Source organism: Streptomyces sp. 6N223 (genome assembly GCF_052246635.1).
In the GTDB taxonomy this organism is placed as follows: Bacteria; Actinomycetota; Actinomycetes; order Streptomycetales; family Streptomycetaceae; genus Streptomyces.
On the sequence record NZ_JBQQCA010000018.1, the window covers coordinates 15,263 to 29,543 of the forward strand.

At 73.2% G+C, this 14,281-nt stretch carries 17 protein-coding genes; 9 read left to right on the forward strand and 8 right to left on the reverse strand.

What is annotated here, in order from left to right; all coding sequences use genetic code 11:
• Positions 1-51: 51 nt before the first annotated feature.
• Positions 52-399, reverse strand: coding sequence for a hypothetical protein (locus ACTWQH_RS13720; protein WP_443286864.1), 348 nt, complete (start codon positions 397-399; stop codon positions 52-54).
• On the opposite strand from ACTWQH_RS13720, the gene ACTWQH_RS13725 reads away from it, so the two are divergent.
• Positions 293-673 carry a class I SAM-dependent methyltransferase gene (locus ACTWQH_RS13725; protein ID WP_443286771.1) on the forward strand — a complete coding sequence of 127 codons (381 nt, stop codon included), beginning with the start codon at positions 293-295 and terminating at the stop codon, positions 671-673. The two genes, ACTWQH_RS13720 and ACTWQH_RS13725, sit on opposite strands and share 107 nt — an antisense overlap.
• A 54-nt stretch (positions 674-727) precedes the next feature.
• Here the strand turns inward: ACTWQH_RS13725 and ACTWQH_RS13730 are convergent, their stop codons facing one another.
• Positions 728-1,009: a winged helix-turn-helix transcriptional regulator gene (locus ACTWQH_RS13730; RefSeq protein WP_443286860.1), complete on the reverse strand. Its 282-nt coding sequence runs from the start codon at positions 1,007-1,009 to the stop codon at positions 728-730.
• 188 nt (positions 1,010-1,197) lie between these two features.
• On the opposite strand from ACTWQH_RS13730, the gene ACTWQH_RS13735 reads away from it, so the two are divergent.
• Positions 1,198-2,103: an NAD(P)-dependent oxidoreductase gene (locus tag ACTWQH_RS13735; RefSeq protein ID WP_443286772.1), complete on the forward strand. Its 906-nt coding sequence runs from the start codon at positions 1,198-1,200 to the stop codon at positions 2,101-2,103.
• On the opposite strand, the gene ACTWQH_RS13740 is transcribed toward ACTWQH_RS13735, so the two are convergent.
• The 3 genes from ACTWQH_RS13740 to ACTWQH_RS13750 all read right to left on the reverse strand — a co-directional run bounded on the left by ACTWQH_RS13740 (position 2,100) and on the right by ACTWQH_RS13750 (position 5,088).
• A complete protein-coding gene (locus tag ACTWQH_RS13740; protein ID WP_443286773.1) occupies positions 2,100-3,128 on the reverse strand; it encodes a hypothetical protein in 1,029 nt (342 codons plus the stop codon). The genes ACTWQH_RS13735 and ACTWQH_RS13740 overlap by 4 nt on opposite strands.
• Positions 3,129-3,152: 24 nt before the next feature.
• Positions 3,153-3,437: a hypothetical protein gene (locus tag ACTWQH_RS13745; RefSeq protein ID WP_443286774.1), complete on the reverse strand. Its 285-nt coding sequence runs from the start codon at positions 3,435-3,437 to the stop codon at positions 3,153-3,155.
• Positions 3,438-4,146: 709 nt separating this feature from the next.
• On the reverse strand, positions 4,147-5,088 hold the full coding sequence (locus ACTWQH_RS13750) for an endonuclease/exonuclease/phosphatase family protein (protein ID WP_443286775.1): 942 nt from the start codon (positions 5,086-5,088) through the stop codon (positions 4,147-4,149).
• Positions 5,089-5,303: 215 nt separating this feature from the next.
• Between ACTWQH_RS13750 and ACTWQH_RS13755 the strand changes: the two genes are divergently transcribed.
• From ACTWQH_RS13755 to ACTWQH_RS13765, 3 genes are read left to right on the forward strand one after another with little or no spacing between them, the layout of a single operon-like run.
• Positions 5,304-6,590, forward strand: a complete 1,287-nt coding sequence (locus ACTWQH_RS13755) for a hypothetical protein (protein WP_443286776.1) — start codon at positions 5,304-5,306, stop codon at positions 6,588-6,590.
• 33 nt (positions 6,591-6,623) lie between these two features.
• A complete protein-coding gene (locus ACTWQH_RS13760; protein WP_443286777.1) occupies positions 6,624-7,127 on the forward strand; it encodes an RNA polymerase sigma factor in 504 nt (167 codons plus the stop codon).
• On the forward strand, positions 7,111-7,947 hold the full coding sequence (locus ACTWQH_RS13765; protein ID WP_443286778.1) for a DUF4232 domain-containing protein: 837 nt from the start codon (positions 7,111-7,113) through the stop codon (positions 7,945-7,947). Before ACTWQH_RS13760 ends, ACTWQH_RS13765 begins: the two co-directional genes overlap by 17 nt.
• A 37-nt stretch (positions 7,948-7,984) precedes the next feature.
• On the opposite strand, the gene ACTWQH_RS13770 is transcribed toward ACTWQH_RS13765, so the two are convergent.
• On the reverse strand, positions 7,985-8,623 hold the full coding sequence (locus ACTWQH_RS13770) for a nucleoside/nucleotide kinase family protein (protein ID WP_443286779.1): 639 nt from the start codon (positions 8,621-8,623) through the stop codon (positions 7,985-7,987).
• 152 nt (positions 8,624-8,775) lie between these two features.
• Here ACTWQH_RS13770 and ACTWQH_RS13775 point away from each other — a divergent pair, with 152 nt between their 5' ends.
• The 3 genes from ACTWQH_RS13775 (at position 8,776) to ACTWQH_RS13785 (ending at position 10,836) form a co-directional block, all read left to right on the forward strand.
• A complete protein-coding gene (locus ACTWQH_RS13775; protein ID WP_443286780.1) occupies positions 8,776-9,195 on the forward strand; it encodes a TIGR03668 family PPOX class F420-dependent oxidoreductase in 420 nt (139 codons plus the stop codon).
• Between the two features lie 74 nt (positions 9,196-9,269).
• Entirely contained in the window at positions 9,270-9,905 is a 636-nt protein-coding gene (locus ACTWQH_RS13780; protein ID WP_443286781.1) for a GNAT family N-acetyltransferase, read from the forward strand.
• A gap of 121 nt (positions 9,906-10,026) precedes the next feature.
• Positions 10,027-10,836: an FHA domain-containing protein gene (locus tag ACTWQH_RS13785; RefSeq protein ID WP_443286782.1), complete on the forward strand. Its 810-nt coding sequence runs from the start codon at positions 10,027-10,029 to the stop codon at positions 10,834-10,836.
• A 42-nt stretch (positions 10,837-10,878) separates the two neighbouring features.
• Here the strand turns inward: ACTWQH_RS13785 and arsM are convergent, their stop codons facing one another.
• A complete protein-coding gene (arsM, locus tag ACTWQH_RS13790) occupies positions 10,879-11,673 on the reverse strand; it encodes an arsenite methyltransferase (protein ID WP_443286783.1) in 795 nt (264 codons plus the stop codon).
• 170 nt (positions 11,674-11,843) lie between these two features.
• Entirely contained in the window at positions 11,844-12,536 is a 693-nt protein-coding gene (locus ACTWQH_RS13795; RefSeq protein ID WP_443286784.1) for a UdgX family uracil-DNA binding protein, read from the reverse strand.
• Between the two features lie 207 nt (positions 12,537-12,743).
• On the opposite strand from ACTWQH_RS13795, the gene ACTWQH_RS13800 reads away from it, so the two are divergent.
• Entirely contained in the window at positions 12,744-14,279 is a 1,536-nt protein-coding gene (locus ACTWQH_RS13800; protein WP_443286785.1) for a sugar ABC transporter ATP-binding protein, read from the forward strand.
• Positions 14,280-14,281 lie beyond the last annotated feature (2 nt).

The following is a 14,281-nucleotide window of genomic DNA, read 5'->3' on the forward strand; positions in this document are numbered from 1 at the left end:
TGTTTGACTTTGTGCGCATGCGTGCGCGTGCGTGCGCGTGCGCGCACCAGATCATTGCCCGGCCGGGCCGCTTCTCACAACAGGGCCGCGCTCCCGCTTGCGGGCCCAGCCGACCATGCCGCGCTTGGTGACGGTCAGCGGCGTCTCCAGCCGCCGCGCGGCAGCGGCGGCACGCTCGGCCGTCAGCCCCCGGCCCCGGAGGTAGAGCGCGAGGGCGTCGCGGTCGGGGAGGTGCACCACCGGCCGGTCCCAGCGTTCGATCTCGACGACGTCGAAGACGGTGCCGAGCTGCGTGGGCCCGTTCTCGGCGTCGAAGCTCAGCGGCCTGCCCCACTCCGGGAGGACGGACGCCAGCTCGGGGTCGTTGTGGCTTATTCTCGCGATCGACCGTTCCGCCAAGGCGATCTCTCAAGCCAAGGCCGCCTCGGCACAGGAGATCGCCTCGGGCCGCATGAGCGTCCGGCACGTCGCGGCAGAGCACTTCGCCCTGGAACCCGGCGAGGCGCCCTTCGACATCGTCTTCGCGGTACGCGTCGGCGCACTCGACGGCCGCCATCCAGAAGCGGGGCGACGCGCGCTGGACCGCATCGCGGCCGCATTGGCACCCGGCGGCCGACTGTTCATCGACGGTGGTGAGCCATTGAGAGAAATCCCGATGCCAACCCGGCACTGACGACATCGGATGCCCAGGCCTGCCCGGCGGGCTTGAAATCTCGTCTCGGCGAGCTCAGGGGATGGCCTCGATGCGCTCCATGTGCTCCTCGCCCCACTCGCCGAGCGGCGCCAGCGCGGTGTTGAGGGAGTGGCCGAACTCGGTCAGTGAGTACTCCACCTTCGGGGGGACCTGGTGGTAGACCTCGCGGTGGACCAGGCCGCTGTTCTCCATCTCCCGGAGTTGAAGGATCAGCATCCGCTCGCTGATGCCGGGCACCGACCGCCGCAACTCCCCGAAGCGCAGCGGGCCGTCGCCGAGCGAGAACAGGATCAGGCCCTTCCACTTGCCTCCCATGACCGCGATGGCGGCGTCGAGTCCGCACGTGTAGGTCCGCTTCTTCCTGTTCTTCAACGCCCCTCCTCCTAACAAGAGTGTTGGTACCCAACAAAATTGTAGGTACTTGATGGAATGTATGCGAACGCCCAGCATGGAGCGAGCACGAGCACGACCACCGACCGGCAGACCGCGAACTGGAGCGAAACATGGCTGGGGACAACCGCACGCCCGTGACCGTCATCGGGCTGGGCTCGATGGGCCGGGCGCTGGCCGAGGCGTTCATCGACGCCGGACACCCGACGACGGTGTGGAACCGTACGCCGGGGAAGGCCGCGCCGCTGGTGGCCAGGGGCGCGGTGCACGCCGGGGCGGTGGAGGACGCGGTCGCGGCGAGCCCACTGGTCGTCACCTGCCTGACCACCTTCGAGGACACACGCCAGGCGCTGGAGCCAGCCGCCGGGGCAGCCGGGACGCTGCGAGGGCGGGCCCTGATCACCCTGAACAGCGGCTCCCCGGCAGGCGCCCGCGAGACCGCCGCCTGGGCCGCCGCCCACGGCGCCCGCTTCCTCGCCGGTGCGGTGAAGAACGTGCCGTCGGCCGTGGGAGCGCCGGACACGCTCCTCTACTACAGCGGCGACAGGGCCGTCTTCGATGAGCACGAGCCGACCCTGCGGGTGCTGGGCGGTGACACCGTCCACCTCGGGGACGAGAGCGACCTCGCCGCGCTGTACGAGATGGCCGTGGGCGCGATGCTGCTGCCCGCGCTCGTCGGCTTCTTCCAGGGTGCGGCCGCCGTCCAGGCATGTGGACGGTCGGCGGACACCATGGTGCGGTTCGCAGGCAAGTGGCTCGACATGATCAAGTCGCTGCTGCCGATCTACGCCCGCGAGATCGACAGCGGCGACTACACCGATGCCGCCTCCTCCGTGAACCTCTTCCTCGCGGCAACGGCCCACGACGAGGACCTGACGAAGGAGACGAACGTCGACACGACGTGGCTCGGCCCCCTGCACGACCTGGTGAGGCGGGCGGCCGAGGCAGGCCACGGCGAGCACAGCATCGCGGCCCTCACCGAGGTGCTCAGAAACAGGAAGCCGGCGGGCCAGCGCTAGCCGGCCTCGGTCGCCGCCTTCAGGGCCTGGTACGCCTGGCCGTCCACCGCGGGCGGGTCGTTGATCCAGTTCGTGCGCGCGTCGAAGAACTCCAGCTCGACCACGCCGAGCGCCGCCAGCTCGTCCAGGACGCCCTGCACGCCCTCGATGCACGCCGCCCGGTGCTCATCCGTGCCCCGCGCGTCGGGCGTGCCGCCGAGGTCGCAGCCGAACTCGGCGATCAGGAAGGGCTTGGAGGCGTAGTCCTGCTGGGCCGTGGAGTTGTCCACCAGCCACTGGGTGCGGCTGAGCATCTTCTCCGCGAGCCGCTCGGGCGCCTCGTCCCTGCGGACGTACGGGTCGTGGCCGATGACGTCCACCACGTCGTTGCCGGGCCACAGGCTGGCGTAGAGCGGCCGCCAGTCCTCGAAACCGCCCAGCACCCACACCAGCTCGACGTTGTCCGCGCCGACGCGCTCCCGCGAGTCGGCCACCCGCTGCCACAGGCCCCGGAAGTCGGCGGTGGTGAAGCCGGAGTCCGGGGACTCGACCACCGTGGCCTCCGGCTCGATCTCGATCGACAGCCAGCAGTCGGGGCCGCAGTGGTTCTTCAGGTCCGTCATGACCTGGTCGATGGTGTCGTCGTACGCCCCCGAGGCGGTGTACGCCCAGTCCTCGCCCGCGGGGCGCGGCTTCCAGGAGATGTGCAGGGGCTGGCCGCGCTCCGCCACGGCGATCTCCTGGTCGGTCATCGGGAGGGCGTCCTCAGGCGCGTGGTAGTTGCGCCAGTGGCCCTCGAAGTCGCCGTATGCCGCCTCCGCCGCCTCCATGCGCGACAGCCAGCCGTCATCCTCCACGTTGTCGCCGGGGTGGTGGTTGCGCCAGTGGCCGAGCACCGGCGTCGAGGAGGCACCGGACCCGGTGCCCGGGGCGGCGGACGCCGTGGCCCCGCCCCCGATCACCGGGAGCAGGACGGCCACCAGGGCCACGAGGGCGGCGACGGCCGCGCTCTTCGTCCGTGTACGGGTCCGTTTACGGGTCTGCATGTGCTGTGCTCACTGCCTTTCAGGTCAGCGCGTCGATTCGGGCATCGGCACGGGAATCGGTTCGGGCCGCGGCCGCGTCGTGCGGCCGCCCCGGCGGGTCGGCTGTATGACCGGGCGGGTCAGGCGGCGTACGTGCGGCGAGGCCAGGACGGCGGTGAGCAGCACGGCGAGGCACAGCAACGCCGCCTGCTCGGGCCAGGAGCCCACCCAGTCGAGGCCGTAGCCCGCGTGCGCCAGCGCCCGCAGGGCCAGCGGGTGCAGCAGGTAGATGTACAGGCCGCCGGCGCCGAGGTACGTCACGCGCGGCATGAGGCGTACGAAGCTGAGCAGCACGGCCGCCCCGGCCAGCAGAACGGCCGCGGCGGCCCCGCGGCTCCCCCCGGCCCGCAGCTCGCGGGCGAACAGCCCCTCGCGCAGCCGCCAGCCCAGCAGGAAGAAGCGGAGGAACGCCAGGGTGCGGGAGAGTTCGAGGGGCCGCCGATGTCGGCGGGCACGCGTTGCTGAAGTAGCCGGCGAGCAGGGCGAACGCCGGGACCCGCAGGCCCCAGGTCGCGATGAATAACCAGCGCACGCCGTCCAGCGGGGTCAGCGCGGTCGCCATGTGCACGAAGATCATCAGCGAGGCCGCGACGAACCGGATGTTGTCCCAGTGCGGGGTGCGCGCGGAGTCCTTCGGCTTCGGCTTCGGTCCTCCACCGAACTCTTCCTCGACCTCCCGGATGACTCTCCGGGCTTCCCGCCAGCTCACGTCACATCCCCTCCCTGTTCTGGTCATCGCTTCGACGAAGCTAGGGAGGAACAGCACTCAAGATCATCACACTACAGATGTGACTTGCGGCTCCGTCCACCGGGTGACGAGGGTCCCCCCACGGTGCTACGTGCCCTCGCCGCGTCCATTCAGGCGGTGAACGACCCCGCCCGAACGCGTCGCCGCGGCGCGCTCCCGGGAGCGGAGCGGCCGCGGGTCGGCGACCTCGCGCCAGGCCGTGATCTGGCATGCGAGACGGGTCGACGGGTCCTAGACCAGGCGCACCAGCACCTGCACCGGGATGTGGTCCGACGGGTAACGCCCGTCCACCCGGAAGGGGTTGATCGCCGCCTTCAGCACCTCCACGCCCGGCTTCGCCAGCACCCAGTCGATGCGGGTGCCGCCCTCCCCCGGGTCCTTGTAGTTGGGGAAGGTGCCCCACGCCGGGGTCAGGCGCTGGGCCGCCGCGTCCCAGGTGTCCTTGAGGCCGCCGTCGGTCACCAGGATCCGGTAGGACTCCGAGGTCCCCGCCGCCGTGTTGAAGTCGCCCGTCACCACCACCGGCAGCGCCGCGTCGAAGCCGCCGACCCGCTCGCGGACCAGGGCCGCGCTGCGCTGCCGCGCGTTCTCCGACTGGTGGTCGAAGTGGGTGTTGAGGTGCACGAACTCCCGCCCGGTGCGGCGGTCGAGGAAGCGCACCCACGTCACCATGCGCACGACCGTGTTGCCCCACGACGCCGAACCGATCACGTTCGGGGTGTCCGACAGCCAGAAGTGGTCGAAGTCGAGCGGCTCGACGCGGCGCGCGTCGTAGTAGACCGACATGAACTCGCCGCGCCCGCCGCCCTCGCGGCCCAGCCCGATCCAGTCGTAGTGCGGCGGCAGGTCGGCGGCCACCTGCTTCACCTGGTGGTAGAGGGCCTCCTGGATGCCCAGCACGGTCGGCTTCTCGGTTTCGAGGAACGCCGCGAGCACCGGCCGCCGGTCGGTCCAGGAGTCGGCGGACCCCGGCGCGGCCTTGGCGTCATAGCGGATGTTGAACGACACCACATGCAGCCGGTCGCCGCGCGCCTCGCCGATCAGGGCCCCCTCCTGTTCCTCTTCCTTCGCTTCGGCCGCGCTCGCGGCGCTCGCCGCGCCCGCCAGCCCCGTCACACCGGCAACGCCGGCCGCACCAGCCACCGTCAGCACCTCACGTCTCGACACACCCATGATTCTCCTCCTCCTCGGTTCCTCCACGCAGTCGCCCCGATCGTGGTCGATCACGCCAGATCACGGATGACTCCTCCCGGAACAGAAAACGAAATGCGCGTTCGCGGGCGTCTGCGGGCATCCGCGGGCGTTGTTGCGGAGCCGTGACAACCGACCGGCCCGCCGCGGGGTCGACGGGGTGCACCGTCCGAGCAGAGGCAGAGAGCGAGCCCACCGTGAGCAGCCCCGCACCACAGCACAGCGCCCCGAGCCGCCGCAGCCTGCTGACCCTCGGCGCCGCCACCCTCCTGGGCGCCTCCGCCTGCTCCACCTCCCGCGCCGCGGACAACTGGCGCCCGCCCGGCGGCCCGGCCGACCCCGGCGAGCCCTCCGCCGACCCTTCGCCCGGCGCCGAGGAGCCGCCTCCGCCCAGCCTGGAGCACCCGCGCCTCATCGGCGACGGCTCGACCGCCGACACCGGCCCGCAGCCCTACCAGCCCGAGCCGCGCCGACTGGAACGCGGCGAGCCGCCCCCGCAGTTCGTCGTCGCCTCCTGGGACGGCGCCGCCTCCCTCGGCGACGGCCTCTTCCAGCGCTTCCTCACCCTCGCCGACGAACTCGACGCCTCCATGACCTTCCTCCTCTCCGGCCTCTACCTCCTCCCCGAGGCGAAGAAGGACCAGTACCTGCCGCCGCGCAACGCCCCCGGCGCCTCCGACATCGGCTACCTCACCGACGCCCACATACGCGAGACCCTCGGCCACCTGCGGACCGCGTGGCTGTCCGGCCACGAGATCGGCACCCACTTCAACGGCCACTTCTGCGGCGGCCCCGGCTCGGTCGAGCACTGGACGCCCGAGGACTGGCGCAGCGAGATCGACCAGGCGGCGGCGTTCGTCACCCAGTGGCGCACCAACACCGGCTTCGCCGCCGCCGACGTCGCGCCGCTGCCCTTCGACTACGCCCGCGAGCTGGTCGGCGGACGCACCCCCTGCCTGCTCGGCCAGGCCAACCTGCTGCCCACCGCCGCCGACCTCGGCTGGCGCTACGACGCCTCGTCCCCCGGCGGGCTCCAGCAGTGGCCGGCCCGCACCGCCGAGGGCCTCTGGGACTTCCCGCTCCAGTCGGTGCCCTTCCCCGGCCACGACTTCGAGGTCCTCACCATGGACTACAGCATGCTGGCCAACCAGTCCGGCACCACCGACGGCGACCCCGCGCAGCACGCGCGCTGGCGCGACGAGGCGTGCGGGGCGTTCCTCGCGGGCTTCGAGCGGGCGTACCACACCAACCGCGCCCCCCTCTTCCTCGGCAACCACTTCGAGCAGTGGAACGGCGGCATCTACATGGACGCCGTCGAGGAAGCCCTGACCGAGATGGCGGCGTACGAGGACGTGCGCTTCGTCTCCTTCCGTCAGCTGTGCGACTGGATCGAGGCGCAGGACGAGCGCGTCGTCGAGGGCCTTCAGACCCTGGGAGTCGGCCAGAACCCGGTGGGAGGATGGAGGAGCGTGGTAACGGTATGAGGCGCGTGAGGCTCGTAAATCGGAGGGGACCGGGTGAGCGGGGGCCGCGACGGGCGGGACAGGGAGGCGGAGGAGCTCTTCGAGGGCTTCTACCCCCGGCTGGCGGGCTGGTGCCGGGGGCTGGTCGACAGCGACGCGACGGCCCACGACATCGCCGCCGAGGCGTTCACCCGGCTGTGGTCCCGCTGGGGGAGCGTGGAACGCCCCGAGGCCTACCTGTTCGGCGTCGCCGCCAACCTGGTGAAGGACCACTGGCGCGGCCTGGACCGGGAACGCCGCGCCACGCGCCGCCTGGGCGCGACGGACGGGCGGGAGCATGCGCCCGCCGCCGACCAGGGGTTCGACCTGCGCAACCTCGTCGAGTCGCTGCCGGAGCGGCTGCGGGTGCCGGTGCTGCTCTACTACTACGCGGGCCTGCCCGTGAACGAGATAGCCACCGCGCTGCACCGGCGCCCCGGCACGATCAAGAGCGACCTCCATCAGGCCCGGGAACGGCTGCGGATCGCGTTGAGGGGACTGCATGAGATCACCAACTGACCCGCGCGACCCGCGTGACGAACCCGGAGAGATCCTCGAGGCGTTCGGCACGCCGCAGGCGCGGCTCGACCCGCCGCCGGGGGCGTTCGCCTCGCTGCGCCGCCGTGCCGCCGCGCGGCGGCGGCGCCGCGCCTTCGCGGCGGCGACCGGCGTCGCCGCCTGCCTGGCCGGGGTCACGACGGCCATCGCGTTCGTCGCCCCCGGCGACGGCGACGGCGGGGGCATGGCCACGACCACGGCGCCCCCGGTGGCCACCGACACCTCGTCCCCGACCGATCGCTCCGGCGAGCCGTCCCGGACGCCCGACGCCTCCTCTTCCACCTCCTCCTCCTCCTCCTCGTCCACCTCGGCGAGCCCGGACCCCGGTGGCGGCCCCGGCGAGACGCCCACCTGCGCCACCTCCCAGCTCGAACTCACCGCGGGGAGAACGGACTCGGGCGCCGGATCGATGTACGTGCCGCTGGAGTTCACCAACGCCGGCGAGGAGACCTGCGCGATGCTCGGCTACCCCGGCGTCTCCCTGGTCGCCGAGTCCGACGGCACCGAGCAGGTCGGCGCCCCCGCGACGCGCGGCACGGAACGCGGCGACCCCGTGGTCGTGAACCTCGCCCCCGGCGCGACGGCGACGGCCGACCTGCGGATCACGCGCGCGGAGAACTATCCGACGGCCACCTGCGATCCAGAGCCGACGCGGGGTCTGCGCGTGTATCCCCCGAACCAGCGGGCGTCGATCTTCCTTCCGTACGAGAACGCGACGGGCTGCGCGAGCGAGGAGGTCGAGCTCCTGGAGGTGACGGTGGTGTACGCCGACGAGCCGTAGGCCCCGGCCCTTCCTCCGAGGGGCTGGGCGGGGACGGTCAACCTCCGCCGCTGACCACCCGGTCGCAGCGGGCGCGCGAGCCCTTGACCAGCTCGGCGTTGGGCGCGTCGTTGCTGTCCACCCAGGCGCGGGCGGCGGCCGGGGTGCGGAATCCGCCGGCCGTGTGGCGGGCCATGAGGCGGGCGTCGCGCACCGCGTCCGGGGCGTCCACGTACCAGACCTGGGCCATCAGGTCACGCGCCTCGCGCCACCCGGGGAGGTCACAGGCGAGGTAGTTGCCCTCGGTGACGATCAGCCGGACCCCGGGCGGCACCCGGTGGCGGGCGGCGACCGGCTCGTCGAGCACGCGGTCGAAGTCGGGCACGAACACCTCGCGCCCGGCGTTCTCCTCGCGGAGCCGGCGCAGCAGCGCCTCGTAGCCCCACACGTCGAACGACGGCTCCGAGCCCTTGCGGGACCGCAGGCCCAGCCGGTCGAGCTGGGCGTTGGAGAGGTGGAAGCCGTCCAGCGGCACGTACGCCGCCGGCTCGCCGAGCGCGTCGCTCAACGCCCGCGCCAGTGTCGACTTCCCCGCCCCCGGCGGCCCGGCCAGCCCGAGGATCGCGCGCGCCCGCGCGTCCGTGGGCACGAGCGCCCGCGCGTCGGCGGCCAGCGAGGCGAGACCGTCGGCATCCATGGCCGCACCCTACGCGGACAGGCCCTGCGCGAGCCGGGGGCGTCAGGAACCCGGCCGGCTCGCGGCGAGGCGACAACCACGAACGCCGGGCACGGGTCAACACGCCCGCGCTGTCAGTTCTGGCCGGGTCGCCGGCCGGTACGGTGCCGCGCATGCAGCTCTCCGCGTCGGCCGCCCGCCACCGCTTCGCCCAGGCCCGCGTGCTCCGCCTCGCCACCACCGACCCGTCCGGGCACCCGCACCTCGTCCCGGCCGTCTTCGCCGTCCACGGCGACCTCGTCGTCACTGCCGTGGACGCCAAGCCCAAGCGCCACCACAACCTGCGGCGGCTGCGCAACGTCGCCGCCAACCCGGCGGTCAGCGCGCTCGTCGACCACTACGAGGACGACGACTGGACTCGCCTGTGGTGGGCACGGGCGGACGGCACCGCCCGCATCCTGACCGCCACCCCCGACCGCGCCACGCCCCTGAGCCGGCTCGTGGCGAAGTACCCCCAGTACCGCACGACCCCACCCGACGGCCCGGTCATCGAGATCACCGTCACCCACTGGTCCGGCTGGGCGGCGGCGTAGGGGTCCTGCCAAGGGGTTCTGCAAAGGGGCCCTGCAAAGGGCTCCTGCCGAGGGCTCCTGCTATGTTCCGCGCCATGCCCGCGAAGCCACCGCTGCCCACGACGCTGACCGGGCGGCACGTCCGCCTGGTGCCGCTCGCCATGAGTCACCTGGCGGACCTCTTCGCGGCGGGCGGGCGCGACGAGGAGGTCTGGCGGTGGCAGGGCGGCCCGGCTCCGCGGACGCCGCAGGAGCTGGGCGGCAAGCTCGCCGACCTGCTGAACGCCGCCGAACGCGGCCAGTACGTGCCCTTCGCGGTGATCCACCTCGGCAGCGACCGCGCCGTCGGCTGGACCACGTACATGGACGTGGACCTGCCCAACGAACGCCTGGAGATCGGCTGGACCTGGTACGGGCGCGCGTACTGGCGGACACCCGTCAACACCGAGGCGAAGCTGCTCCTGCTCAGCCACGCCTTCGAGGAGCTGGCGATGGGCCGGGTGCAGCTGAAGACCGACCACCTCAACCACCGCTCGCAGGCGGCCATCGCCCGTCTCGGCGCGCAGCGCGAGGGCGTGCTGCGCCGCCACCGCCGCCGCCCCGACGGCACGTGGCGCGACACCGTCTACTTCTCGATCCTCGCCGACGAGTGGCCGGCGGTGAAGGCGCGCCTCGCCGCCCGGCTGTCCGGCGGGCCACAGCCTCCCGGAACGCCTCGCGGGCACGCCTGACCGACCCCAGCTACCCCGCCCAACGCGCGGCGCGGGCCCGGTCCCTCGTCCTCCGGGACCAGTCCCGGGCGGGCTCGGCACGATGGCGGCAGCAGACCACGAGGGACCTGGAGGTCATCAGATGAGTCCCGACCTGACGTCCGCCGGCGGCCATCCGCTGCCGCCGGATCACGCGAGCCTGGCCTTCGGCGTTCCGCCCTCGCCCGCAGGCACCCTGTACGTCCGCGCCATGGGCGGCGGCTTCACGCTGCGCCCGCGCGAGGGGCGGGAGATGCTCTTCGGCCGCGACCGCGAGGACGTGCACGTCTGCGTCGGGGAGGGCGACTGGCGGGTCAGCCGCCGGCAGGGCGTGGTGACGCACCGCCGGCGGCGTTGGTGGCTGCGGAACACCGGGCGGCTGCCCGTCCGGCTGCCGGGCTCGCTGATGCTCTTCGCCAACAAGGACCCCGTTCCCCTCTCCCTCGGCTACACCCCCGTCTTCGTGCGCGGCTCCGGCCGCCGGGAGCACGTGCTGGAGATGTACGTGGCGGGGCCCGCGGCCCAGCCGCCCGGGCCGCGTCTCAACGACCCCACCCGGCCGCCGAAGGCGTGGCGGCTGAAGCCGGTGGAGCGGCTGGTGCTGATCGTGCTGGGCCAGCGGTACCTGCTGCACGAGGCGTCGCCGCAGCCGCTGGCCTGGCCGCGGGTGGCCGAACAGCTCAACGCCCTCCAGCCCGACGCCAACTGGACGGAGCGGAACGCCGCCCACGTGGTGGCGGGCGTCAGGCTGCGCCTGTCCCGGGCCGGAGTGCCCGGGCTGATCGGGGGCGAGGCCGGCGAGCCCGTCGGCAACGCCCTCAACCACAACCTCCTCACGGAGCTGGTGCGCTCGGCCACCCTGGTGCCGCCGGACCTCGCCGTGCTCGACGGCCAGCCGCCCGCCTCGGCGTAGGGGCGGGCCCCTTCCGGCCGCCGCGCGCCGCCCTCAACCGGCTCAACCGGCCCGGTGGGGCTTGGCGGCGCGCACGAGGGCGGAGTGCATGCCGTCGGCGACCTGGTGCGTGGGCGTGATCTCGATGCCGGTGAACCCGGCGTCCTCCAGGCCGCGCCGGTACTCGGCGAAGGACAGCGCGCCCGCGATGCAGCCGACGTAGTCGCCGCGCTCCGCGCGCTGCGCCGGCGTGAGGGCGTCGTCGGCGACGACGTCGGAGACGCCGACGCGGCCGCCCGGCCTCAGGACGCGGAACACCTCGGCGAAGACGGCCGGCTTGTCGACGGACAGGTTGATCACGCAGTTGGAGATCACGACGTCGATGGTGCCGGCGGGCAGCGGGACGGCCTCGATGGTGCCCTTCAGGAACTCCACGTTCTCCGCGCCCGCCTTCTCGGCGTTCGTCCGCGCCAGGGCCAGCATCTCCTCGGTCATGTCCAGGCCGTACGCCCGCCCGGTCGGGCCGACCCTGCGCGCGGACAGCAGCACGTCGATGCCGCCGCCGGAGCCCAGGTCCAGGACGCGCTCGCCCTCGCGGAGCTCCGCGACGGCCGTGGGGTTGCCGCAGCCGAGGGAGGCGGCGACGGCCTCGGCGGGCAGCGCGTCGCGCTCCTCGGCGGCGTACAGGGAGGAGCCGAAGGCCTCGTCGATCTCGACCGTCGTCGCCTGCGGGCCGCTGCCACAGCCGTCGCCGCAGCAGCCGCCCCCGCCGCCGCTGCCGCCCGAGGCGACGGCGCTGGCGGCGGCGGCGTACCGCTCGCGCACGGTCTCACGGAGCCCGGATGCGGTCTCGCTCATCTTTCTCGTTCCTCTCAGGCCTCTCGGGCCACTCGGGTCTGTATCGACGAATGTCGATGCAAGGCCCATCCTCCACCCCGGAATCGACGACTGTCAATATCGACGGTCGTCGAATCAGCGAAGAGGATCAGTGTCCCCGTGTCCGTCCGAAGGGCGGTGGCCCGTGCCGTTCAGTCCAGCGCCCGCGCGGCGACGCGCAGGTCGGAGACCAGGCCCGCGTAGGCGGCCTCGCGGTCCGCCTCGTCGGCCCGCAGGACGGCCGAGGGGTGGATCGTCGCCACCACGAGCGGGCCCTCGCCCCCGGGCGGCGGCTGCGGAACGCCGCGCTGCTTCGTCACGCGGAAGGACGGGCCGAGCAGCGTCTTGCCCGCCGTCGCGCCCAGCGCCACGACCACCTCGGGGTCGATCACCCGCAGTTCGGCGTCGAGCCACGGCTTGCAGGCGCTCATCTCCCGCAGGCTCGGCGGCTTGTGGATGCGGCGCTTGCCGCCGCCGGGCCGCTGGAACTTGAAGTGCTTGACGGCGTTGGTGATGTAGGTCTCCAGCGGGTCGATCCCTGCCTCGTCGATCGCGCGCATCAGCACCCGCCCGGCCGGGCCGACGAACGGCTGGCCGCGCCGGTCCTCCTGGTCGCCCGGCTCCTCGCCCACCAGCACCGCCCGGGCGTCGGCGTCCCCGGAGCCGAAGACGGTCTGCGTGGCCTCCCGGAACAGCGGGCAGCCGTGGCAGCCGCCGGCGGCGCTGCGCAGCTCCGGCAGACCGGCGCCCGCGGGGACGTAGGGCGCGGCGTCGTACGCCTCGGGGCCGGGGCCCGGGCCTGGCGTGCGGCCCGCGCCCTCGCTCGCACTCGGGTTTTCCGGCATGGGCGCCATGCCCCGCGAGTACCCGGGCGCGCGCTGGGTAATGGTGCCTCCTGGACTCGACGAGCCGACGTCACGACTCTTGACGTGATCACTGCCGGTTCCCTATTGTTTTGGGTCCTTGAATCGTTTCACGCACGAAGCGTTTCCCGATCGGCTCCCCCACGCTTCACGACTCGCCTCAGACGCCCCTGTCAGCGAGGAGCGCCCATGTCCGACGACGACGCCGCCGAGGACGCGGCCACCGTCCCCCCTGTCCTCACCCTGCACGAGGTCACCAAGGCCTTCGGGCCGGTGGTCGCGACGGCCGACGTAACGCTCGCGCTTCGCGCCGGCGAGGTGCACGCCCTCGTCGGCGAGAACGGCGCCGGCAAGTCCACCCTCGTGAAGATGCTGGCCGGCGTGCACCAGCCCGACGCCGGGCGTCTGGAGATCGACGGCCGCCCCGTCTGGCTGTCGGGCCCCGCCGACGCCCGCGATGCCGGCATCGCCGTCATCTACCAGGAGCCGACCCTCTTCCCCGACCTGTCGGTGGCCGAGAACATCTTCATGGGACGCCAGCCCACCGGGCGGCTGCGCCGCATCGACCGCACCGCGATGCACCAGGCGGCGGCCCGCCTCTTCGAGCGCCTCGGCGTGGACATCGACCCCCGCCGCCCGGCGCGCGGCCTGTCCATCGCCGACCAGCAGCTCGTGGAGATCGCCAAGGCCCTGTCCGTCCAGGCCCGGGTGCTGGTGATGGACGAGCCCACCGCCGCGCTCTCCGGCGTGGAGGTGACGCGGCTGTTCGCCGTCGTCCGGGCGCTGCGCGGGCAGGGCGCCGCGGTGCTGTTCATCTCCCACCGCTTCGACGAGGTCTTCGCGCTCTGCCAGCGCGTCACGGTGCTGCGCGACGGGCGGCTGGTCTCCACCGACCCCGCCGACCGCCTCGACGTGGAGACGCTGGTACGCCGCATGGTGGGCCGCGACGTCGCCGCCCTCTACCCGCGTGCGGAGGAGACGGCGGAGCCGCGCGGCGACGCCGTCCTCCAGGTGCGCGGCCTGACCCGCCACGGCTCCTTCGCCGACGTCGGATTCGCCGTCCACGCCGGGGAGATCGTCGCGCTCGCCGGCCTCGTCGGCGCCGGGCGCAGCGAGGTGGTGCGCGCGGTCTTCGGCATCGACCGCTACGACGCGGGCGAGGTACGCGTCGGCGGCCGGCCGCTGCCGCCCGGCTCGCCCCGCGCCGCGATGGCCGCGGGCCTGGCGCTGGTGCCGGAGGACCGCCGCCAGCAGGGCCTGGTGATGGACATGTCGGTCGAACGCAACGCCACCCTCACGCGGCTGCGCGCCCTGACCCGCCTCGGCCTGCTCTCCGGCCGCCGCGAACGCGACGCCGCCCAGGCGTGGGCCGGGCGCCTGCGCGTGCGCTACGGACGCCTCAGCGACGCCGTGGGCACGCTCTCCGGCGGCAATCAGCAGAAGATCGTCCTCGCCAAGTGGCTGGCCACCTCGCCGCGCGTGCTGATCGTGGACGAGCCCACGCGCGGCATCGACGTCGGCACGAAGGCCGAGGTGCACCGCATCATGTCCGACCTCGCGGCCGAGGGGATCGCGGTCCTGATGGTCTCCTCCGAACTCCCCGAGGTGCTGGGCATGGCCGACCGCGTGCTCGTGATGCACGAGGGCCGCATCGCGGCGGAGCTGCCCCGGCGGCAGGCCACCGAGGAAACGGTCATGCTCGCCGCCACGGGCCAGGAGAGGTGACC